We start from the raw sequence: 19,522 nt of genomic DNA on the forward strand, positions 1-19,522 counted from the left end.
CGGCAGCTCACTTGGCCAGCCGGCCCAGCAGCGAGGAGGCCGCCAGGATGCCCGCCAGCGCGGCGACCACCAGCACGGTGAAGTCCGTGCCGAGGTGCGAGGGCGTGCCCAGCAGCAGCCCGCGCAGCGCGTCGACCTGGTAGCTGAGCGGGTTGCACTTGCTGATCGCCTGCAGCCATCCCGGCATCACGCTGACCGGGTAGAGCGCGCTGGAGCTGAAGAACAGCGGCATGGTGATGGCCTGGCCGATGCCCATCAGCCGGTCGCGGGTGAGCACGATCCCGGCGATGGTCATCGACAGGCAGGAGAAGAACGCCCCGCCGAGGATGACGACCACCGCCACGCCGATCAGCTTGAGCGGGTTCCAGGTCAGGCCGACGCCGAGGAGCGCGGCGATGACGACCACCACCAGCGCCTGGATCACCGCCTTCACCCCGGCCGCGAAGGCCTTGCCGGTGACCAGCGCGGCCCGGGGGGTGGGGGTGACCAGCAGCTTGGTGAGAACGCCGGCGTCCCGCTCCCAGATGATCATGATGCCGTAGAAGATGGCGATGAACATCGCCGACTGGGCGATGATGCCCGGCGCCAGGAAGTCCAGGTAGGGAATGCCGCCGGTGGGGATGGCGTGCAGCCGGGTGAAGGTCTCGCCGTAGATCAGCAGCCACAGGGCGGGCTGGATCGCCCGGGTGTAGAGCTCGGTGCGGTCGTGGCGCAGCTTCTGCAGCTCCACGATGCACATCGCGCCGACCCGGGCCGGGACGACGGTCCAGCCGGTCCGCGCGCGGGGCGGGGAGAGCAGCAGGTCGAGCGGTCGCCCGTGCTCGGCCCCCGCGTCAGCGGACGCGGTTAGCGGTGTTGCGGGTGCGGCGGACATCGCGGAAATCCTCTCCATCGGACTCGCCCTCGGAACCGCCGTCGCCGCCCTGGAGCCCGGCGCCCGCGTAGTGGCGGAAGACGTCCTCCAGGGTGGGGGCGGTGAACTTCTCCTGCAGATCGGCCTTGAGCTGCTCGGGGGTGCCGAGCGCCCGGATCCGGCCCTTGTGCATCAGGGCGACTCGGTCGCAGTACTGCTCGGCCTCGTCCATGTAGTGGGTGGTCACCAGCACGGTCATCCCGGTGGCGTCCTTGATCTCGCTGATCCGGTCCCAGACGCTGGTGCGGGCGATCGGGTCGAGGCCGATGGTGGGCTCGTCCAGGATCAGCAGCCGGGGGGCGCTGACCAGCGCCTGCGCCAGTTCCAGCCGGCGCACCATGCCGCCGGAGTAGGTGCTCGCCAGCCGCTCGGCGGCGTCGGTGAGGGCGACCGCCTCCAGCGCCTCGTCGACCCGGGCGCGCAGCTCGCGCCGGGTGACGTCGTAGACCCGGGCGAACAGCGCGACGTTCTCGCGCCCGGTCAGCCCGCCGTCGGCGGAGAGCTGCTGCGGCACGTAGCCCAGCAGTCGGCGGACGGACATCTTCTCGCGGGCGACGTCCGTGCCGAAGACCTGGATCATGCCGGCCGGGACCGGCAGCAGGGTGGTGATGGCGCGGATCGCGGTGGTCTTGCCGGCGCCGTTGGGGCCGAGGAGGCCGAAGATCTCGCCGGTGCGGACGGTGAGGTCGAGGTCGTCGACGGCCTTGGTGCTGCCGAAGGCGTAGGACAGCCCGGTACAGCGGACTGCGGCCTCCGTCCCCGGCCCCTCGGCCGGCTCCCCGGCCGCTCCGGCCTCCGCCGCCGGTTCCACGGCGGACTGCTGAGTGGTCATGGCCCCTCCAGGTCCTCGTGCAGGCCTTGGGCGAGCCTGCGCAGCGCGGGCACCGAGGCGGCGAGCGCCGCCCGGTCCTCGTGGTCGAGCGCCGCGACCTGGTTGCGCACCAGGTCGGTCCGGCGCGCGTCCCAGTCGAGCAGCCGTTCCACCGCTGCGGGCGTCACCGTGAGGTGCACGGCCCGCCGGTCCTCGGCGGCGGTCCGCCGCTCCAGCAGCCCGACCGCGACCAGCTGGTTGACCAGGGTGGACACCGAGTTGCCGGCCAGGTGCAGCTCCTTGGCGGCGGCGGACACCCCGATGCCGGGGTTGGCGCGGACGAGTCGGATCAGCCCGATCTGCGCCCCGCGCAGCCTCAGGTCGCCCTCCCCCTGCTGCGAGCGGCGGACGATCAGTCGCTGGATACCGACCAGCAACTCGGCAAAGTCCTCTGGCACTTCAGCCTCGGTCATACAGTCATTTTAGCTCCTGAGTAGAGCTAACTTCCAGGGGGCCGGAAAAGAACCGCGCCGGACCCCTGAGTCATCAGGGATCCGGCGCGGTGCCACAGTTGGAGAGCCGCGGTTCGGAAAGACGCAGTTGGGCGAACCGCCGTTGGTCCGGTCCGATCCCGGAACCGCTCGCACCGGGATCAGACCGGGTTCAGGTCCGCGCGGTGCGCGGAGTCGTTCGACCCGCCGGCCTCGTTCGACCCGCCGGCCTCAGTGGCCGAGGCTCTTGCCCAGCGCGGCGGTCAGCGCGCCGTTCGAGGTGTCGCCGTCGAGCGACCACACCATCGTTCCGCGCAGGCCCAGCGCGTTGATGTAGGCCCCCTTGACCGCCACCGAGAGCGGGCTGTCATAGGTGTAGAAGGTTCCGGTCGCCGCGTCGTACTTGTACGGCGCGTCCGACAGCGGGTCGAAGTAGGTCTTGCCGGGGGCGGCCACCACCGTGTTGTAGTTCGGCGTCCCGCCGCCGGCGGTCGCGGTCTGGAACAGCCCGTCGCCGTTCGGCCCGGGAGCGACCCCGGTCCACTCGTGCGCGTAGTAGGGGATGGAGAGCGAGATCTGCGACGGGCGCACCCCCTGGGACTCGTAGTACTGCACCGCCTGGTTGACACTGAACCTGTTGTTCGCCGGGTTCGGGTCGCGCGGGTCGGTGAACAGCGCGGACGCGAAGTCGGTCGGACCGGCCGGCTCCCAACTGCCGTGGTAGTCGAAGGTCATGACGTTGAACCAGTCCACCACCTTGGCCACCTGCTTGAGCTGCAGCTGCGCCGCGAAGACCGGGTTGGCCGAGGTGTTGGCGGTCAGCAGGTAGTGCGAGTCCCCCGTGCCGCTCGCACTGGCCGCGTCCAGCTGGGTGCGGAACTCCTGCATCAGCGCGGTGTAGTCGGGGGTGTCCTGCGCGCCGTAGGGGTTGCCGTTGCCGGGCTCGCCCGGGTACTCCCAGTCGACCGCGAAGCCGTCGAAGATCCCCGCCGCCGCGCCGGCCGGAAGGCCGGGCAGGTCGCCCTTGATGTACTGGTCGATGCAGGAGGCGACGAACTTCTGCCGTCCGGCGGCGGTGGAGGCCAGCTGGGAGAACTGGCTCGACCAGGCCCAGCCGCCGATCGACATCACGATCTTCAGCTTGGGGTAGGCCGCCTTGAGCTCGCGCAGCTGGTTGAAGTTGCCCAGCAGCGTCTGCCCGGCCGCGTCGGCCTGCCCGTTCACCGACTCGCTCGCCGCGAACGGCCGCTGGTAGTCGGCCCAGCTGTCACCGCTGGAGCAGGTGCCGTCGGGCGCGATGTCGCTGAAGGCGTAGTCGAGTTCGGTGAGGTGGTTGATCTCGCCGGTGGTGATCAGGTTCTTCTCCAGGAAGCCGGAGTAGATGCCCCACTGGGTGAAGTAGCCGACGAGCTGCTTCTCCTGCTGGCTGCCACTGGCCGCCGGGGCAGGCCTGGCCTGGGCCTGCGCGCTTCCGGGCAGCGCCGCCAGCAGCGCGACGGCGCAGCCGGCCGAGGTGGCGGCGGCGAGCAGCCGCCGGGGACGGCGGCGACCGGACGAACCGGTGGAGGACGGTGCGGACATGGGCTCTCCTCAACAAGTGCCGTGGGGGGCATGGGGGAAGGGCGGATACATCGCACACAGGGGCACGTCGGAGACTGTGCCGCCCCCCGACGTCGCACCAACATGGTATAGACCACGTGAGGGCTAGGTATAGTCCATGTGATCGTGCGGGGTCAATGCTCCGTCAGTTGCACGGCGCCGGAATGGAGTCGGCCGAAAGCGTCCATCGCGGTGATAATCGCCAGCATGGACGAAATCATGGACTGGACGGCGCTGGAGGCGATCGACCAGCTCTGCGCCCGGGTGTACATCGGCCTGCGCGACGACCGGCTCCGCAGCGACGACGTGGTGGAGCTGGCCTGCCTGCTGCTCGACTGGGGGCGCTACGAGCCGGCCGTCGAGGAGGTGGTGGCCCGCCGCCCGGAGGAGATCGGTCCGCAGCGGCTGCGCGAGCTGGCCGAGCAGCTCCTGGAGGGCACCGCCTTCCTGCCGGACTTCCGGCTCGCCCCGGAACGCCTCGTCCTGCTGGAACAGGCCCTGGGCACGGTGGCGGCCGACCTGCCGCCCTCCTGGTCCGGCAGCACCGCGCGGCTGGTTCCGATGTCGGACTCCTCCCCGCTCGACTACAAGGTCGAGCTCACCGGTGGCCGGATGCACGGCAACGGCCTGCGCACCGTCGACGCCGAGGACCTCACCTCCGCGCTCATCGCCGTCGCGGACCACGTCCAGGAGGGAGTGATGGAGTTCGACTGGCGGGTCTGGCCCGTCTGCCCGGTCCACCACCTCGGCCTGCACCCCGTCGCGGACGGCGGGACCGCCGTCTGGCAGTGCCGCCTGGGCCCGCACGCCGTCGCCGCCGTCGGCAGCCTGCCGCCCGCCGCCAGGCACGACGACGGCCCCCGTGCACGAGGCGGTCGGGAGGACCGCCACGCGCGGCGGGGGCCGTCGTCGGGAACCGGCGGACAGCGGGGTCAGTCGCTGCCGACGCCGTTGGAGTAGCCGGTCATGTTGTAGGTGCCGAAGCCGTTCTCCACCGGGCCGCCGGTGTTGTTGATGCAGTGCAGGATGCCTCCGCCGCCGACGCCGTTGAGGCAGACGATCATCAGGTCGGTGAAGACCACACCGGGCGTGTCCGGGACCTCGTAGGCCCGGTCGGTGTAGATGTCGGCCTGCAGGTCGAAGTAGCAGTAGCTGCCCAGTCCCCAGGCCAGGTGGTCGCTGACGGAGTCGGCGACCTTGTAGGCGGCGTAGCCGTTGGTGCCGTCGTGGACCCAGGCGGACTGGGTCGGGACGTCGTAGGGGTGCTCGTTCTGGAAGAAGTAGGTGCGGCCGTGCTCGCCGTTCCAGAGCACCTCGTACTTCTGGTAGTGCTCGACGGCCAGGCCGTAGGCGGTGACCCGGTCGCCGTTGACGAGGAAGCCGGTGTCGGCCGGGTTGACCGACCAGCCCACGGTGCCGTCGTTGCCGTGGTCGGCCCGCCAGAGCCAGAGGTTGTCGCAGATCACGTCGTTGCTGTCGAGCTGGATGCTGACCGCGGCGCCACCGGCGACGGCGCCGCCGATGCGGGCGTAGACGTCGAAGAGCACGGTGGGGTTGTCGGCGTGCCGGGCCCGGCTGCGGCCGTGGCCGACCCGGAGCAGCACCGGCGAGTCGGCGGAGGCGGCCTCCAGGATCACCCCGGCGACGGAGACCCCGCCGACGTCGGCCACCTCGATCAGCGAGTTGCCGTGCGTGGCCTGGAGGGTGGCCAGGCCGAGTCCGAGGACGACGGTGCTGGTCCGGGTCACCCGGAGCGGCGCGGAGAGGGCGTAGACGCCCGGGGTGAGCAGCAGGTGCAGCCCCCGGTCGAGGGCCTGGTTGAGGGTGGCGGCGGAGTCGCCGGGCCGGGCCACGTGGAAGCGGTCCAGCGGGATGCTGTACCCCTTCGCCCGGCCGCCCGCCCAACTGGTCCCGGCCGAGTTGCTGCGGAGCGCGGGCACGAAGACCTGGTAGCGGCCGTGCGCGTCGACCGTGAGGAAGGGCTTCTCCCGAACGGTCGGGGTCTCGTCGACCGTGGTGAAGGGGGGATCGGGGAAGCTCTGGGCCGGGGCGCCCTCGGTGCCGACGAAGACCATGTTCCAGTTGGAGCCGGTCCAGCTGCCGAAGCTGTCGTTGCGGGACAGCCACTGCTGCTGCGAACCCGACTGGACCTGGCCGTCGACCACGCTGTCGGCCAGGAATCCGCCGCTGGACCACTGGTTGCCGGGCGGGCTGGGCCAGAGCGACAGGTCGCCCTTGATGTGCGCCCGGCGCATCGGCCCGGCCTGGGCCACCGCCCAGCGGTCCAGCCCGTCCGGCGGGACGATGCAGAGGTTCTCGGCGCAGCGCCAGAAGTCCTGCGTCCCGTTGCCCTGCAACCACTGCGCGTCGACCGTGACATGACCGTTGATCACCACGTCGTCCGGGCTGTCGCCGAGGCCCAGCACATGGGTGTAGAAGCCGACGTTGACATCGACGTTGTAGCTGCCCGGCCGGAAGGCCAGCGCATACCGCTCGGTGCCGAACTGGTTGGACTGCTGAGTGTTGAACACGGCGTCGACCTGGGCCTGAATCGCCGCGTCGCCCATGGAGGGGTCGAAGACCAGGACGTTGGCGCCCAGGTCCGCGGCTCCACGGCCGTGGCCGGCCGGTGACGAGGCGAGGGCGGATCCGGCCGAGAGCTCGCCGACCAGCGGCAGCGCGGCGACGACGGCCGCACCGCGGAGCACGGCACGACGGGTGGGGAAGTTGGACATGGCTCTCCCTGGCGAGGTGGTTGGGGAGGGTGCTGCGGCTCGTCCTGGAGCGCAAGAGAGCGCTCTCAGGGGGAAGTGAAGCAGGTGGGCCATACAGCGTCAATAGCCTGTAGGCGGCGGCAGTTCACCCGTGCCGCTGCGTTCACTGGTCGAACGGAGCGACGCCCGCGCGGAATGGCCGGTCCGGTTGCGTCCGCGGGGCGCGTTCCGTGCCTATTCTGGACATCCCGAGTAAGGACTCGCGCATGCACGACGATCGCCTGCTCGCCGAGGCACGGCTCGAACGGATGCTGTCCCAGCGCATCCGGCCCGCCGTCCACACCGCCTCCGTGCCGCTGGAACTGACGGCCTGGCAGGTCCCCGACGAGCCGGTGCCGGTCGCCGAGGCCATGGCCGGACTGGAGGCCGAGGGACGCCCCTTCGCGGTGGGCGAGCGCTGGGGTCGGCCGTGGTCCACGCTGTGGATCCGGGCCACCGGCGAGGTGCCGGCCGAGTGGGCCGGGCGGCGGGTGGAGGCGGTGTTCGACCTCGGGTTCGTCGGCGCCTGGCCGGGCCATCAGGCCGAGGCCCTGGTCCACGACGCGGACGGACGGCCGCTCAAGGGCATCGAGCCGCAGAACCAGTACGTGCCGGTGGCGCAGCGGGCCGAGGGCGGCGAGCGGGTCCACCTGCTGCTGGAGGCCGCCGCCAACCCCGACGTCCTGGGGAACGGCTTCGTCCGCCCCACCCCCTTCGGCGACAAGCTCACCGCGCCGGCCGACCCGCTCTACACCATGGCCCGCGCCGACCTCGCCGTCCTGGACGAGGACGTCTGGCACCTGGCGCTCGACCTGGAGGTGGCCGGCGGAGTGATGCACGAGCTGTCGACCGGCGACCCGCGCCGGCACGAGCTGCTGCGCGCCGTCGACCACGCCCTGGACGCCGTCGATCCGCTGGACGTGCCGGGCACCGCCGCCGAGGCCCGCGCCCGGCTGGTCGAGGTGCTGGCCCGACCGGCCCACGCCAGCGCCCACACCGTCGCCGCCGTCGGCCACGCCCATATCGACAGCGCCTGGCTCTGGCCGCTCCGCGAGACCGAGCGCAAGGCGGCCCGGACCTTCGCCAATGTGACCGCCCTGGCGCAGCAGTACCCCGACTTCGTCTTCGCCTGCTCGCAGGCCCAGCAGTACGCCTGGGTGCGGGACCGCTGGCCGGAGATCTACCGGCGGATGCAGGAGGCGGCACGGGCCGGGCAGTGGGCGCCGGTCGGCGGAATGTGGGTCGAGGCGGACGGCAACCTGCCCGGCGGCGAGGCGCTGGCCCGTCAACTGGTGCACGGCAAGCGCTTCTTCGCCGAGGAGTTCGGCGTGGAGTGCGAGGGGGTGTGGCTGCCGGACTCCTTCGGCTACACCGCCGCCTTCCCGCAGCTGGCGCTGCTCGCCGGGATGAACTGGTTCCTCACCCAGAAGATCTCCTGGAACCAGAGCAACTCCTTTCCGCACCACACCTTCTGGTGGGAGGGGATCGACGGCAGCCGGGTGTTCACCCACTTCCCCTCCGTCGACACCTACAACGCGGTGCTGTCCGGACGGGAGTTGGCGCACGCCGAGCGCAACTACCGGGAGAAGGGCCGCGGCACCCGCTCGCTCGCGCCCTTCGGCCACGGCGACGGCGGGGGCGGCCCCACCCGCGAGATGATGGAGCGGGCCCGCCGGCTGCGCGACCTGGAGGGCTCGCCCCGGGTGGAGGTGCAGCACCCCAACCGCTTCTTCGCCGACGCCCGGGCCGAGTACCCGGACGCCCCGGTCTGGGTCGGCGAGCTGTACCTGGAGCTGCACCGCGCGACCTACACCAGCCAGGCCCGCACCAAGTCCGGCAACCGCCGCAGCGAGCACCTGCTGCGCGAGGCCGAGCTGTGGTCGGCGACGGCCGCCGTCCACGCCGTCCACGCCGGGTTCGGCTATCCGTACCAGCGGTTGGACCGGCTGTGGAAGACCGTGCTGCTGCACCAGTTCCACGACATCCTGCCCGGCAGCTCCATCGCCTGGGTGCACCGCGAGGCCGAGGCGACCCATGCGGCCGTGGCCGCCGAGCTGAACGCGATCATCGCCGAGGCCCGTGCCGCGCTCGCCGACGGCGGCAGCGGCAGCGGCAGCGCCGGGACGTCGGTGCTGAACGCCTCACCACGCGAACGGACGGAGGTGGTCGCCGTCACCGCCCCGGCCGCCGCCCCGCCCGGTGCCCGCAGCCAGCCCCTGGCCGACGGCCGCACCGCCGTGCTGACCCGTGTCCCCGGCTCCGGTGCGGCCCCGCTCGGCGCGCCGCCGGACCGACAGCCCGCCGAGGTGACGGTCGGTCGGGCGGACGGGCGGATCGTGCTGGACAACGGCCTGGTCCGGCTGGTCGTCGACGCCGACGGGCTGCTCAGCTCCGTCCGCGACCTGGTCGCCGACCGCGAGGCGCTGGCCCCGGGCGCTCCCGGCAACCTGCTCCAGCTCCACACCGACCTGCCCAACCACTGGGACGCCTGGGACATCGACGCCCACTACCGGCGCCGGCGCACCGACCTGACCGACGCCGAGGCGGTGGAGGTCGTCGCCGAGGGCCCGCTGCGCGCCGCCGTCCGGATCGAGCGCGGTTTCGGCGACTCCCGGATCGTGCAGACCGTCACCCTGGACTGCGGCAGCCCGCGCGTCGACATCGACACCGAGGTCGACTGGCACGAGCGCGAGAAGATCCTCAAGGCCGCGTTCCCGCTGGACATCCGGGCCGACCACGCCGCCTCCGAGATCCAGTTCGGCCATGTCCGGCGTCCCACCCACACCAACACCAGTTGGGACGCGGCCCGCTTCGAGGTCTGCCAGCACCGCTGGACCCACCTCGGCGAGCCCGGCTACGGCATCGCCGTGGTCAACGACTCCACCTACGGCCTCGACGTCACCCGCGACGTCCGCGCGGACGGCGGCACCACCACCACGCTGCGGCTCAGCCTGCTCCGCGCGCCCCGCGTCCCCGACCCGGGCACCGACCAGGGCCGGCACCGCCTCCGCTACGCCCTGCTGCCGGGCGCCGGCGTCGCGGACGCCGTCGCGGCCGGCTACGCGCTCAACCTCCCGCTGCGGACCGGCCCGGCGACCGTCCCGTTCGCCCCGCTCGTGACCACCGACGGCGCGGCCGTCGTGATCGAGGCGGTGAAGCTGGCCGACGACGGCAGCGGCGACGTGGTCGTCCGGCTCTACGAATCCCTCGGCGGCCGAGCCGCCACCCGCCTCCGACCGGCCTTCGCCGTGGCCCAGGCCCGAACCACCGACCTGCTGGAACGCCCGCTCCCCGAACCGCCGCTCCCCCTGACGGACGACGGCGCCGTCCCGCTCACCCTCCGCCCCTTCCAGGTGCTGACGCTGCGGCTGCGCCGATAGCCGCCGCCTGCGGGTGTGGCGAGGTCGTGGCGGTTAATGTGGTGCCCTACGAGCGAGTTGGGAGTTTTGATGGGTTTCGGTACAGGTGCTGCTCAGCCGTTTCGTCTGATCGTCACGGGCGGGGGAACGGGCGGCCACACCTATCCGGCACTCACTGCGGTCCGGGCGCTGCAGGCGCGGCTGTCCGCCTCCGGGCGGGCGCTTGACGTGCTGTGGGTGGGTACAGCGGAGGGCTTGGAAGCGCGGGTCGCAGCAGCGGAGGGCATTGCGTTCCGGACGGTGGCAACGGGGAAGATCCGTAGGTCGGGCAACCCGCTGAAGCTGGTGTCACCGCAGAACGTCCGGGACATGGGTCGGGTGCCGCTCGGGGCGGCACAGGCCCGCACGATCGTGGCGGATTTCACGCCGTCGGTGGTGTTCTCCACCGGCGGCTACGTGGCGGTACCGGTGGGGCTGGCTGCGCGGATGTGCCGTCGGCCGCTGGTGGTGCACGAGCAGACGGTTCGGCTGGGGCTGGCGAACCGGGCGCTGGTGCGGACCGCGGCGCGGGTCGCGCTGTCGTCCGAGGCCTCGCTGGAACTGCTGCCGGATGCGGTGCGCTCCTCGGCGGTGGTGACGGGTAACCCGGTGCGGCCTGCGGTGCTGAACGGGCACGCGCAGAAGGCGGTGGAGGCGTTGGGCCTCTACGGCTTCGACCAGCGGTTGCCGACCGTGTACGTGACGGGCGGGGCGCAGGGCTCGGTGCAGATCAACACGCTGGTCGCCGAGGTGCTGCCGTGGCTGCTGGAGCGGGCGAACGTGGTCCACCAGTGCGGGCCGGCGAATGTGGCGGCGCTGGAGTCGGTGGCGGCCGCGCTGCCAACGGAGTTGGCGGGGCGCTACCAGCTGACGGGGTTCGTGGCCGGGGAGGTCGGCGATGTGCTGGCGCTGGCGGACGTGGTGGTCTCGCGGAGCGGGGCGGGCACGATCAGCGAGCTGACCGCACTGGGCAAGGCGTCGGTGCTGATCCCGCTGGCGAGTGCGGCAGGCAACGAGCAGGCGCACAACGCCGCGCACCTGCAGGCGCAGGGCGCGGCGGTGGCGCTGCTGGGCGAGACCGACGGGGAGCGGCTGCGCGAGGCGCTGGGTCCGCTGCTCGACGATCCCGCCAGGCGCGCTCAGGTCGCCGACCGGGCGCGGGCGCTGGGACGACCGGACGCCGCCGAGCGGCTGGTCGACGTGCTCCTGGACGCGGCCGGGTAGGCCTTCCAGGTACTGACGCTGCGGCTGCGCCGATCGGCGCCCGCCGGATAGCTCCGCACCGGGGCTGTCGGTGGTGCGGGGTACCGTGATCGGGTCAGGGAGCAGCTCGACCGGTACGGGGGACGCGTCATGAAGCAGTCGGCCACAGGGGCTCTGCTGGGACTGGCCATCGGGGACGCCATGGGGTTCCCGACCGAGTTCAACAGCATCGCGCAGATCGAGGCGAAGTCGGGGCCCTGGCGGGGGCTGCCGCTCCCGGTACAGGGCGGGGTCTCCTACGTGACCGACGACACCCAGATGACGCTGGCGCTCGGCGAGGGGCTGGTCGAGGCGATGGCTCGGGGGCCGCTCAGCGCGGAGCTGCTGGAGCCGCCGGTGCGGGCGGCGTTCGTGGAGTGGTCCTACTCCCCCGAGAACAACCGGGCGCCGGGCATGACCTGCATGCGCGCCTGCGACGCGCTGGCGGGGCGCGGACCCTGGCAGGCGGCGAGCGAGAAGAACTCCAAGGGCTGCGGCGCCAATATGCGGGTGGCCCCGCTGGGCCTGGTCCCGGGGCTGACCCAGGACCAGCGCTCCGGCGCCGCGCAGCTCCAGTCCGGGCTGACGCACGGTCATCCGACCGCCCTGGCCGCGAGCGAGCTGACGGCGCAGACGGTGTGGCTGCTGGCGCAGGGCGCGGCGCCCGGCGAGCTGCTGCCGCTGCTGCGCGCCCACGCCCGGGAGAACCGGACGGTCTACCGGGCGGACTGGCTGGGCGATCTGGCCCTGCGCACCCAGGACCCGACACCGGAGGAGTTCATCGCCCGGGGCTGGGACGAGTGCCTGGCGGTCCTGGACCGGCTGGACCGCGCCCTGGACGCGCCGGACCGGGAGGCCGACCCCTGCCTGGCCACCGGCGCGGGCTGGATAGCCGAGGAGGCCCTCGCCACCGGCCTGTTCTGCTTCCTGCTCTTCCCTGACGACCCGCAGTCGGTGGTCCGCCGGGGCGCGTACTCCTCGGGCGACTCCGACTCCATCGCCGCCCTCGCCGGGGCCTTCGCCGGGGCCCACCTGGGCGCCGACGCCTGGCCCGACGAGTGGACCGGGACCATCGAGTACCGCGACCGGCTGCTGGCGCTCGGCCGTGCCTGGGACGCGCCGGTCGGCTGAGCGGGCGCGGGGCGCGGCCCATGGCCGTGCCCGCATCGGAGAGTTGCACGTGAGGAGGGCCCAGGGCGCCGCCCGGGCCCTCCTCGGCATGCGCGGGGTCCGGTCAAAGCCGCGCAGCATCATTGACACTCTGCATGCCACTGCTCGAAGATGCTCAGTTAGTAGCACTTTCACGCACGTATGATCACACGGGCTGATTCGCAGTGTCGACAGGAGACTCGCCGTGGCTGTTCAGCATCGCGCAGCGAGCTCATCAGGGACTGTCGGCCGTGCGCGTCCAGCCGGTGACCGCCCACGTGCCGACCCTTCACCGCCCAGCACACCGCCCGGACGGCACACCGCAGTTCCGGGCCCGGAACCGCTCCGACCCTCCGTTTCCAGAACACGGTGCCGCCTCGGCGGCACCCATCCGCTGAGGCCATACCCATGAACATGTTCGGATTCTCCGTCGTAGACCTACCCGCCCCACCGCTCGAAAGACTGCTCGAACTCGCCCAGGAGACCGGCTATCGCGGCCTGGAGCTGCGCTCCGGTCCCGGCGAGACGGTCCACCTCGGCCTCGACCGGGCCGAGCGCCAGCAGATCGCCGTCGCCTTCGACCGGGCCGGGGTCTCCCTGCTCGGGCTGGTCACCTCGCTCGACGTCACCGCCCCCGGCGAGGACGGACAGCTGCTCGCCGAACTGCGCCGCCACATCTGGCTGGCCGCCGATGTCGGCGCCCGCTACCTCCGGGTTCTGCCGTGCGGCGCAGACACCGGTGGCAGCGGGTCCGGCGTCCGGGCCGAGCGCAGGCTCCGGGCCGTCGCCAGCCTGGCCGCGACCTGCGGGGTGCGGATCCTGCTGCAGACCCAGGACGCGCAGGACTCGGTGGGCCGGGTGGCCGGCCTGCTCGACCGGATCGGCGCGGCCGGGGTCGGTGCCTACTGGGACGTCCAGGGCACCCCGGAGCCGGGCGGGGACCTCCCCCGCGCCTATGCCCGGCTCGCCTCCCACCTGGGCTTCATCCAGGTCCACGACGTCCGGGAGCTCGCACCCGCCGGGGAGGGCACCGTCCCTGACGGCGCGCCGGGCCGGACGCCGGACGACGCGGCCGGACCGCCGGAGCTGCGGACGGCGCTGCGGACCGCCGTCGACAACGGCTACGACGGCTGGTTCGTCTGGAAGTACGACGCCCGCCGCCCGCCGCAGCCGGACGGCTTCGCCCCGGCCCTCGCCGCCGGACGCGACTGGCTGGAGCGCACCACCTGCGCCTCGCGCTCGGGCCGAGCCCGACGACGGGCCGAGGTCGGCGCGGACACCCGCCACTGACCGGATTCCCAGGTGGCACCATCAGTCACAGGTGACCCAGCGGGCGAGGACGATGCGCAGCAACGATCCAGGCCAGGCGATGGCGGCGGCTTCTCGGCCGACCCCCGGCCGGCCTGTCCGGTGTGGCCGGCCTGTCCGGCGTGACCGGACCGGCCGGCCGGGCGTACGACGAGTTCAACGCAGTGATCGTCTGCTGCTACGGGACGGACGGCCCCGCCGCGACGGCCGGGGCGTCCGGGCTCGCCGCGCTGACCGGGACGTCCGGGTTGCGGAACCAGGATCCCTGGACCGCCCACTGGATCAGCATCAGCACCACGCCCAGCAGCAGCGAGCCGATGCCGATGACGGTGACGCCGCCGGTGTTGCCGAAGATCGGCAGGTCGATCGAGGTCACGCCGTACGAGGGCTTGGCATAGACGTAGAAGGCCGCGTAGCAGAAGAAGAACAGCAGCAGCAGGCCGCCGAGGCCGGGCAGGATCCCCTTGAAGATCATGTCCCGGGCGCTGCGGGTGAGCACCTTGCGGAAGTACCAGATGCAGGAGAAGCCGGTCAGCCCGTAGTAGAAGGCGATGCCGAGGCCGACCGAGGCGATGGAGTCGGTGAGCACATTGGCGCTGATCTCCACCAGCAGGACGTAGAAGGCGATCGAGACCAGGCCCATGGCCACGGTCGAGTAGGTCGGGGTGAGGAAGCGGCGGTGCACGGTTCCGAACTTCGCCGGGATGGCCTTGTGCACCGCCATCGAGAAGCTGGTCCGCGCCGTCGGCAGGATCGTGGTCTGGGTGGAGGCCGCCGAGGAGGTCAGCACCATGAAGATCAGCAGCTTGGCGAGGAACCAGCCGAGCCCGTGGCTGCCGAAGACCGCGTTGCCGAGGCCCGACAGCACGTCACCGACGTTGGCGGGGTTGGCCAGGCCGATGCCCTTGGTGCCGGCCCCCGCGAAGGCCAGCGCCGAGGTCGAGACCAAGGCGTAGATGAGCAGCAGCAGCACGGTGGAGATGACGGCGGCCCGACCCGGGGTGCGCTCGCGGTCGGCGGTCTCCTCGTTGACCGAGACGGCCGTGTCCCAGCCCCAGTAGATGAAGACGGCGGCCAGGATGCCCGAGGTCAGCGCGCTGACGCTGGGGACGTCGAAGGGGTTGAACCAGGAGGCGGCGATGTGGATCGATCCGGCCGGCGCATTGCTGGAGTAGGTCTTCACCAGCGCCGAGACGGAGAACAGCACCAGCATCAGCACCTCGATGCAGAGCAGCCAGCGCTGGAGCGCGGCGGAGACCTCGATGCCGACGTAGCAGATCGCGGTCATCACGATGATCCAGACGACCCCGGCGACCGTGGTCCAGAGCGTGCTGCTGGACAGGCTGGAGAAGCCGAACAGCTGGAAGCCGTAGGCGCCGGCGATCTGCGCCAGGTTGGCCATCACGATGACGTCGGCGACGATGATGCCCCAGCCGCCCATCCAGCCGGTGCGCGGCCCGAAGGCCCTGGCCGCCCAGGTGAAGGTGGTGCCGCAGTCCGGGTCGACCTGGTTGAGCTCCTTGTAGGCGTAGGCGATCAGCAGCATCGGGACGAAGGCCAGGATGGTGACGATCGGCGCCTGGAGCCCGACGCCCGCGACGATCACGCCGAGGGTCGCCGCCAGGCTGTAGGCGGGCGCGGTGGAGGCGATTCCAATGGCGATGGACGAGAAGAGGCCGAGCGCGTTGCTCTTCAGACCCTTCTCGCCGACACCTGAGCCGGTGGCGGTCGGATAGGCGTCCTCGGGGACGCGGGGTGCGCCGGACGGAGTGCTCATGAGGGATTCGTTGCCTTTCGCGTTCGGACCGGGGCGCGGACGGCAGTGCTGTGCTCCGGCTCGGCGGAGCCGGCCTGGCGGGAACGGGTCTACACCTCGCTGACGGCACGTCAGTGAACGGATGGTAGGCCCCCCGGACCGCCGGGCGGCAGAGGCGCGTCACAGTGGAGTCCACTCGGCCCGACGCGACCCCCCGTTCAGGCTCGGCGCATCACCTCATCAGGCGAAATATCCGGTTCAGCCGGAGGTGGTGCTGCCGTCCAGGAGCGGGATCTGCTCCAGCACGGCCGTCTCGGCCCCGGTCAGCAGCCGGGAGCGGATCAGGAACCGCATCCCCTCCGGCGCCTCCAGCGAGAAGCCGCCGCCGCGCCCCGGGACCACGTCCACCGTCAGATGGGTGTGCCGCCAGCGGGCGAACTGGTCCTTGGACATCCAGAAGCCCACCGGCTCCGGCACCCCGTCGATCCGCAGCGCGGCCAGCCGCACGTCCGAGGCGCCGGTGCGGAACTCGCCGTCGACATAGCACATCGGCGAGCTGCCGTCGCAGCAGCCGCCGGACTGGTGGAACATCAGCGGCCCGTTGGCCGCGTAGAGGGTGCGCAGCAGGTCCGCCGCGGCCTCGGTCACGGCGACTCGCGCCACCTCGTCGACGGTGCTCATGGCATCCACCCCTCCGCCCCGGCCCGGGGCCGTCCGCTCACGTCTGCCACCAGGGTCCGCCGGTGCCGCCGCGCCGTCCAGTGGTCGGCGCGGCGGCACCGGCCGCGGTTCGGCTCAGTAGAAGCCGAGCTTCTTGGCCGAGTAGCTGACCAGCAGGTTCTTGGTCTGCTGGTAGTGGTCGAGCATCATCTTGTGGTTCTCCCGGCCGATGCCGGAACCCTTGTAGCCGCCGAAGGCGGCGTGCGCCGGATAGGCGTGGTAGCAGTTGGTCCACACCCGGCCGGCCTGGATCGCGCGCCCGGCGCGGTAGGCGGTGGTGGCGTCACGGGTCCACACCCCCGCGCCGAGGCCGTAGAGGGTGTCGTTGGCGATCCGGATCGCGTCGTCGTAGGTGGCGAAGGGCGCCACCGAGACCACCGGGCCGAAGATCTCCTCCTGGAAGATCCGCATCGAGTTGTTGCCCTCGAAGATCGTCGGCTGGACGTAGTAGCCGCCCGCGAGCTCGCCGGAGAGCTGCGCCCGCTCGCCGCCGATGAGGATCTTCGCGCCCTCCTGCTGGCCGATGTCCAGGTAGGAGAGGATCTTCTCCAACTGGTCGTTGGAGCACTGGGCGCCGATCATCGTGGTGGTGTCCAGCGGGTGGCCCTGGACGATCTGCCGGGTCCGCTCGATCCCCGCCTCCAGGAACTCGCCGTAGTGGCCCTCCTGGATCAGCGCCCGGGAGGGGCAGGTGCAGACCTCGCCCTGGTTGAGGGCGAACATGGTGAAGCCCTCCAGCGCCTTGTCGAGGAAGTCGTCGTCGGCGGAGCTGACGTCGTCGAAGAACAGGTTCGGGCTCTTGCCGCCGAGCTCCAGGGTCACCGGCTTGATGTTCTCCGAGGCGTACTGCATGATCAGCCGCCCGGTGGTGGTCTCGCCGGTGAAGGCGACCTTGGCGACCCGGGGGCTGGAGGCCAGCGGCTTGCCGGCCTCGACGCCGAAGCCGTTGACGATGTTGACGACGCCCGGCGGCAGCAGGTCCGCGATCAGGCTCATCAGGAAGTGGATCGAGGCCGGGGTCTGCTCGGCCGGCTTGATCACCACGGCGTTGCCGGCGGCCAGCGCCGGCGCCAGCTTCCAGGTCGCCATCAGGATCGGGAAGTTCCACGGGATGATCTGCGCGACCACGCCCAGCGGCTCGTGGAAGTGGTACGCCACGGTGTCGTCGTCGAGCTCGGAGAGCGAACCCTCCTGGGCCCGGATCGCCCCGGCGAAGTAGCGGAAGTGGTCGATCGCCAGCGGGATGTCGGCGGCCAGGGACTCCCGGATCGGCTTGCCGTTCTCCCAGGTCTCGGCGACCGCGAGGGCCTCCAGGTTGGCCTCCATCCGGTCCGCGATCCGGTTCAGGATGGTCCCGCGCTCGGCCGCCGAGGTCCGGCCCCAGGCCGGTGCCGCGGCGTGGGCCGCGTCGAGCGCCTTCTCGATGTCCTCGGCCGTGCCCCGGGCGACCTGGCAGAACGTCTGCCCGGTGACCGGCGTCGGGTTGTCGAAGTAGCGTCCCTGGGCGGGTGCGACGAACTCGCCGCCGATCCAGTGGTCGTAGCGCGGCAGGAAGCTCATCTTCGCGCCGGGCTCGCCCGGGCTTGCGTAGCGGGCCATGTGTGACCTCCGTCGGGACTCCGCCGCCGTCCTCCGTCGGACGGTCGGGAGATGCCCGGCACGCTAGTTCCGCCGACGTTGCAGCGACGTTGCAGCCACGTTGTAGCGACGTTGTAGCCGTGCGACCGCGCGGCCCGAGCAGTTGCCCGCTACCGGCCGGGGTCCGGCAGGCCGTAGTCCTCGCGGAGCTGGCGGGCGCGGGCCGAGGCGACCGCCCGGTCCGGCGAGTGCCGGGGCGCGATGCCGGCCAGCCACTCCCACACCTGGAGGTCGTGGAAGCCGCCGTGCTCCGCCCAGGCCCGCACCGGGGCCGGGTCGGGGCAGCTGAGCACGGCCGCGCGCAACTGGGTGTCCAGCCACTCCCGCTGGACGCACACCCCCGGCGCCTCCGAGCCGGGCAGCAGCGGCCCCCGATAACCGGAGACGGCGGCGGCCAGCCCGCCGCCGCGCAGCGCCGCCGCGACCTCCAGGAAGTCGCCGCCGACCGGGGCGGTCAGCCGGTAGGGGCGGGAGGCCAGCAGGTCGCCCACGATCCGCCGGAGCCGGGTGAGTTCGGCCCGCAGCGTGGTCGGACAGGTCCCGTCCGCATACAGCAGCTCCGCCAGCTCCTCGCCGGCCAGCCCCTGCTGATGGACCATCAGCATCACCAGCAGCTCGGTGTGGCGTCGGCTCAGCTGGATCCGCTGCCCGTCCAGCCGCAGCAGTCCCTCGCTCCGGCCGAGTGCCTGGACCCGCACCGCACTGTCGCCGGGGGTGCGCGGCCGGGGCAGCCACAGCTCCGCCTCGGCGGCCCTGGCCGCCGCCCTGACCAGTGCCAGGCTGTGCGGATTGGCGACGATGTTCCCGCCGGTGACGTCGATGACGCCGAGGATCCGCCCGCTGACCGGGTCGTGGATCGGCGCGGCGGCACAGGTCCACGCCTGCACCGGGTGCCGGAAGTGCTCGGACGCGAAGATCTGCACCTCGTGGTCGAGCGCCAGGGCCGTGCCGGGGGCGTTGGTCCCGGCGTGGGCCTCGTCCCAGAGCGCCCCCTCGACGAAGTTGATCCGCGCCGCCCGGGAGCGGGCCTCCCGGTTGCCCTCCACCCACAGCAGCCGGCCGTCGGCGTCGGCCACCGCCATCAGGTGCTCGCCGTCCTCGGCCGCCGACCCCACCAACTGCCGCAGCACGTCGATGACCCTGGTCAGCGGGTGGCCGGCCCGGTAGGCGCCGAGCTCCACCCCGCTGAGGGTGACCGGCGGATGACGGTCCACGTCCACCCGGGCGTCCGAGGAGCGCTGCCAGGACCTGGCCACCACCTCGCGCAGGCCCGCTTCCGCGGCGGGCAGTTCCCGGGTGGCCACGAAGGCCGCGTGGGCGTGGGCGATCTCGCGCGCCCGCTGCCGCGGGTCCGCGCCGACCTCCGCCAGCCAGCCGTTGCCCATCCGCTCCCACCATCGGTTCCGGTGGTTCGATACTGTCGCCGCCCCGGAGCGGGCGCAATGCGCGACACGCCCTCGGTCGCGGCGAACCGCGGGCGGGCCCGGCTCACCAGCCGCTCTCCGCCAGGTCCTCGACGATCTGCAGGGCGTTGTAGAGACTGCTCACCAACGCACCCATCATCAGTTCGAGTTCGGCCGGGGCGGCGCCGGACTCGCCCAGCTCCCGCGCCCGCTTGAGGTCGTTGCGGGCGACCCGGATGCGGAACTCCTGGCTGGGGGTCAGCCGGGTGGGGACGGACCAGGTCAGCTCGGACACCGGAGCACCCCCCAGGACCGGCGGCAGCCGCCGGGCCGTCGGCAAC

General features: G+C 72.2%; 15 protein-coding genes. 5 read left to right on the forward strand and 10 right to left on the reverse strand.

Annotated elements, in window-relative coordinates:
* Window positions 1-7: 7 nt before the first annotated feature.
* The 4 genes from BS75_RS05755 to BS75_RS05770 all read right to left on the reverse strand — a co-directional run bounded on the left by BS75_RS05755 (window position 8) and on the right by BS75_RS05770 (window position 3,796).
* Window positions 8-874 (reverse strand): ABC transporter permease, encoded by an 867-nt coding sequence (locus BS75_RS05755; protein WP_034087422.1) that lies wholly within the window; start codon window positions 872-874, stop codon window positions 8-10.
* Window positions 834-1,745: an ABC transporter ATP-binding protein gene (locus tag BS75_RS05760; protein ID WP_081982116.1), complete on the reverse strand. Its 912-nt coding sequence runs from the start codon at window positions 1,743-1,745 to the stop codon at window positions 834-836. The genes BS75_RS05755 and BS75_RS05760 overlap by 41 nt, the downstream gene beginning before the upstream one ends.
* Complete coding sequence (locus tag BS75_RS05765; protein WP_034087423.1) at window positions 1,742-2,197, reverse strand: MarR family winged helix-turn-helix transcriptional regulator; 456 nt, start codon at window positions 2,195-2,197, stop codon at window positions 1,742-1,744. Before BS75_RS05765 ends, BS75_RS05760 begins: the two co-directional genes overlap by 4 nt.
* 249 nt (window positions 2,198-2,446) lie before the next feature.
* Window positions 2,447-3,796 carry a glycoside hydrolase family 18 protein gene (locus tag BS75_RS05770; RefSeq protein WP_052069217.1) on the reverse strand — a complete coding sequence of 450 codons (1,350 nt, stop codon included), beginning with the start codon at window positions 3,794-3,796 and terminating at the stop codon, window positions 2,447-2,449.
* A gap of 225 nt (window positions 3,797-4,021) precedes the next feature.
* Here BS75_RS05770 and BS75_RS43940 point away from each other — a divergent pair, with 225 nt between their 5' ends.
* Entirely contained in the window at window positions 4,022-4,774 is a 753-nt protein-coding gene (locus BS75_RS43940; RefSeq protein ID WP_152645773.1) for a hypothetical protein, read from the forward strand.
* Here BS75_RS43940 and BS75_RS05780 read toward each other — a convergent pair.
* Window positions 4,747-6,549, reverse strand: a complete 1,803-nt coding sequence (locus BS75_RS05780; protein ID WP_169790772.1) for an adenylyl cyclase — start codon at window positions 6,547-6,549, stop codon at window positions 4,747-4,749. The two genes, BS75_RS43940 and BS75_RS05780, sit on opposite strands and share 28 nt — an antisense overlap.
* A 245-nt stretch (window positions 6,550-6,794) precedes the next feature.
* Here BS75_RS05780 and BS75_RS05785 point away from each other — a divergent pair, with 245 nt between their 5' ends.
* The 4 genes from BS75_RS05785 (at window position 6,795) to BS75_RS05800 (ending at window position 13,646) form a co-directional block, all read left to right on the forward strand.
* The gene (locus BS75_RS05785) at window positions 6,795-9,947 is read left to right on the forward strand and encodes a glycoside hydrolase family 38 N-terminal domain-containing protein (RefSeq protein WP_034087424.1); all 3,153 of its coding nucleotides are present in this window, start codon (window positions 6,795-6,797) and stop codon (window positions 9,945-9,947) included.
* A gap of 69 nt (window positions 9,948-10,016) precedes the next feature.
* A complete protein-coding gene (locus tag BS75_RS05790; protein WP_034087425.1) occupies window positions 10,017-11,189 on the forward strand; it encodes a UDP-N-acetylglucosamine--N-acetylmuramyl-(pentapeptide) pyrophosphoryl-undecaprenol N-acetylglucosamine transferase in 1,173 nt (390 codons plus the stop codon).
* A gap of 129 nt (window positions 11,190-11,318) precedes the next feature.
* Window positions 11,319-12,338, forward strand: coding sequence for an ADP-ribosylglycohydrolase family protein (locus BS75_RS05795; protein ID WP_034087426.1), 1,020 nt, complete (start codon window positions 11,319-11,321; stop codon window positions 12,336-12,338).
* A 426-nt stretch (window positions 12,339-12,764) separates the two neighbouring features.
* Window positions 12,765-13,646, forward strand: a complete 882-nt coding sequence (locus BS75_RS05800) for a sugar phosphate isomerase/epimerase family protein (protein WP_052069219.1) — start codon at window positions 12,765-12,767, stop codon at window positions 13,644-13,646.
* A 196-nt stretch (window positions 13,647-13,842) separates the two neighbouring features.
* Here BS75_RS05800 and BS75_RS05805 read toward each other — a convergent pair whose 3' ends face one another.
* From BS75_RS05805 to BS75_RS05825, 5 genes are all read right to left on the reverse strand, one after another.
* Window positions 13,843-15,441, reverse strand: coding sequence for an APC family permease (locus tag BS75_RS05805; RefSeq protein WP_081982117.1), 1,599 nt, complete (start codon window positions 15,439-15,441; stop codon window positions 13,843-13,845).
* Between the two features lie 237 nt (window positions 15,442-15,678).
* Complete coding sequence (locus BS75_RS05810) at window positions 15,679-16,101, reverse strand: DUF779 domain-containing protein (RefSeq protein WP_042437541.1); 423 nt, start codon at window positions 16,099-16,101, stop codon at window positions 15,679-15,681.
* Between the two features lie 114 nt (window positions 16,102-16,215).
* On the reverse strand, window positions 16,216-17,739 hold the full coding sequence (exaC, locus tag BS75_RS05815; protein ID WP_034087427.1) for an acetaldehyde dehydrogenase ExaC: 1,524 nt from the start codon (window positions 17,737-17,739) through the stop codon (window positions 16,216-16,218).
* A 149-nt stretch (window positions 17,740-17,888) separates the two neighbouring features.
* A complete protein-coding gene (locus BS75_RS05820; RefSeq protein ID WP_034087428.1) occupies window positions 17,889-19,163 on the reverse strand; it encodes a helix-turn-helix domain-containing protein in 1,275 nt (424 codons plus the stop codon).
* Window positions 19,164-19,266: 103 nt separating this feature from the next.
* Window positions 19,267-19,476, reverse strand: a complete 210-nt coding sequence (locus BS75_RS05825; RefSeq protein ID WP_034087429.1) for a hypothetical protein — start codon at window positions 19,474-19,476, stop codon at window positions 19,267-19,269.
* Window positions 19,477-19,522: the final 46 nt, after the last annotated feature.

Source organism: Streptacidiphilus albus JL83 (assembly GCF_000744705.1).
Lineage (GTDB): Bacteria > Actinomycetota > Actinomycetes > Streptomycetales > Streptomycetaceae > Streptacidiphilus > Streptacidiphilus albus.

Bases quoted from the DNA above. Each gene is read 5' to 3' on its own strand.
- BS75_RS05755 (WP_034087422.1), bottom strand. From the start codon at position 874: ATGTCCGCCGCACCCGCAACACCGCTAACCGCGTCCGCTGACGCGGGG.
- BS75_RS05810 (WP_042437541.1), bottom strand. From the start codon at position 16,101: ATGAGCACCGTCGACGAGGTGGCGCGAGTCGCCGTGACCGAGGCCGCG.
- exaC (WP_034087427.1), bottom strand. From the start codon at position 17,739: ATGGCCCGCTACGCAAGCCCGGGCGAGCCCGGCGCGAAGATGAGCTTC.
- BS75_RS05765 (WP_034087423.1), bottom strand. From the start codon at position 2,197: ATGACCGAGGCTGAAGTGCCAGAGGACTTTGCCGAGTTGCTGGTCGGT.
- BS75_RS05785 (WP_034087424.1), top strand. From the start codon at position 6,795: ATGCACGACGATCGCCTGCTCGCCGAGGCACGGCTCGAACGGATGCTG.
- BS75_RS05795 (WP_034087426.1), top strand. From the start codon at position 11,319: ATGAAGCAGTCGGCCACAGGGGCTCTGCTGGGACTGGCCATCGGGGAC.
- BS75_RS05790 (WP_034087425.1), top strand. From the start codon at position 10,017: ATGGGTTTCGGTACAGGTGCTGCTCAGCCGTTTCGTCTGATCGTCACG.
- BS75_RS43940 (WP_152645773.1), top strand. From the start codon at position 4,022: ATGGACGAAATCATGGACTGGACGGCGCTGGAGGCGATCGACCAGCTC.
- BS75_RS05780 (WP_169790772.1), bottom strand. From the start codon at position 6,549: ATGTCCAACTTCCCCACCCGTCGTGCCGTGCTCCGCGGTGCGGCCGTC.
- BS75_RS05820 (WP_034087428.1), bottom strand. From the start codon at position 19,163: ATGGGCAACGGCTGGCTGGCGGAGGTCGGCGCGGACCCGCGGCAGCGG.
- BS75_RS05760 (WP_081982116.1), bottom strand. From the start codon at position 1,745: ATGACCACTCAGCAGTCCGCCGTGGAACCGGCGGCGGAGGCCGGAGCG.
- BS75_RS05770 (WP_052069217.1), bottom strand. From the start codon at position 3,796: ATGTCCGCACCGTCCTCCACCGGTTCGTCCGGTCGCCGCCGTCCCCGG.
- BS75_RS05800 (WP_052069219.1), top strand. From the start codon at position 12,765: ATGAACATGTTCGGATTCTCCGTCGTAGACCTACCCGCCCCACCGCTC.
- BS75_RS05805 (WP_081982117.1), bottom strand. From the start codon at position 15,441: ATGAGCACTCCGTCCGGCGCACCCCGCGTCCCCGAGGACGCCTATCCG.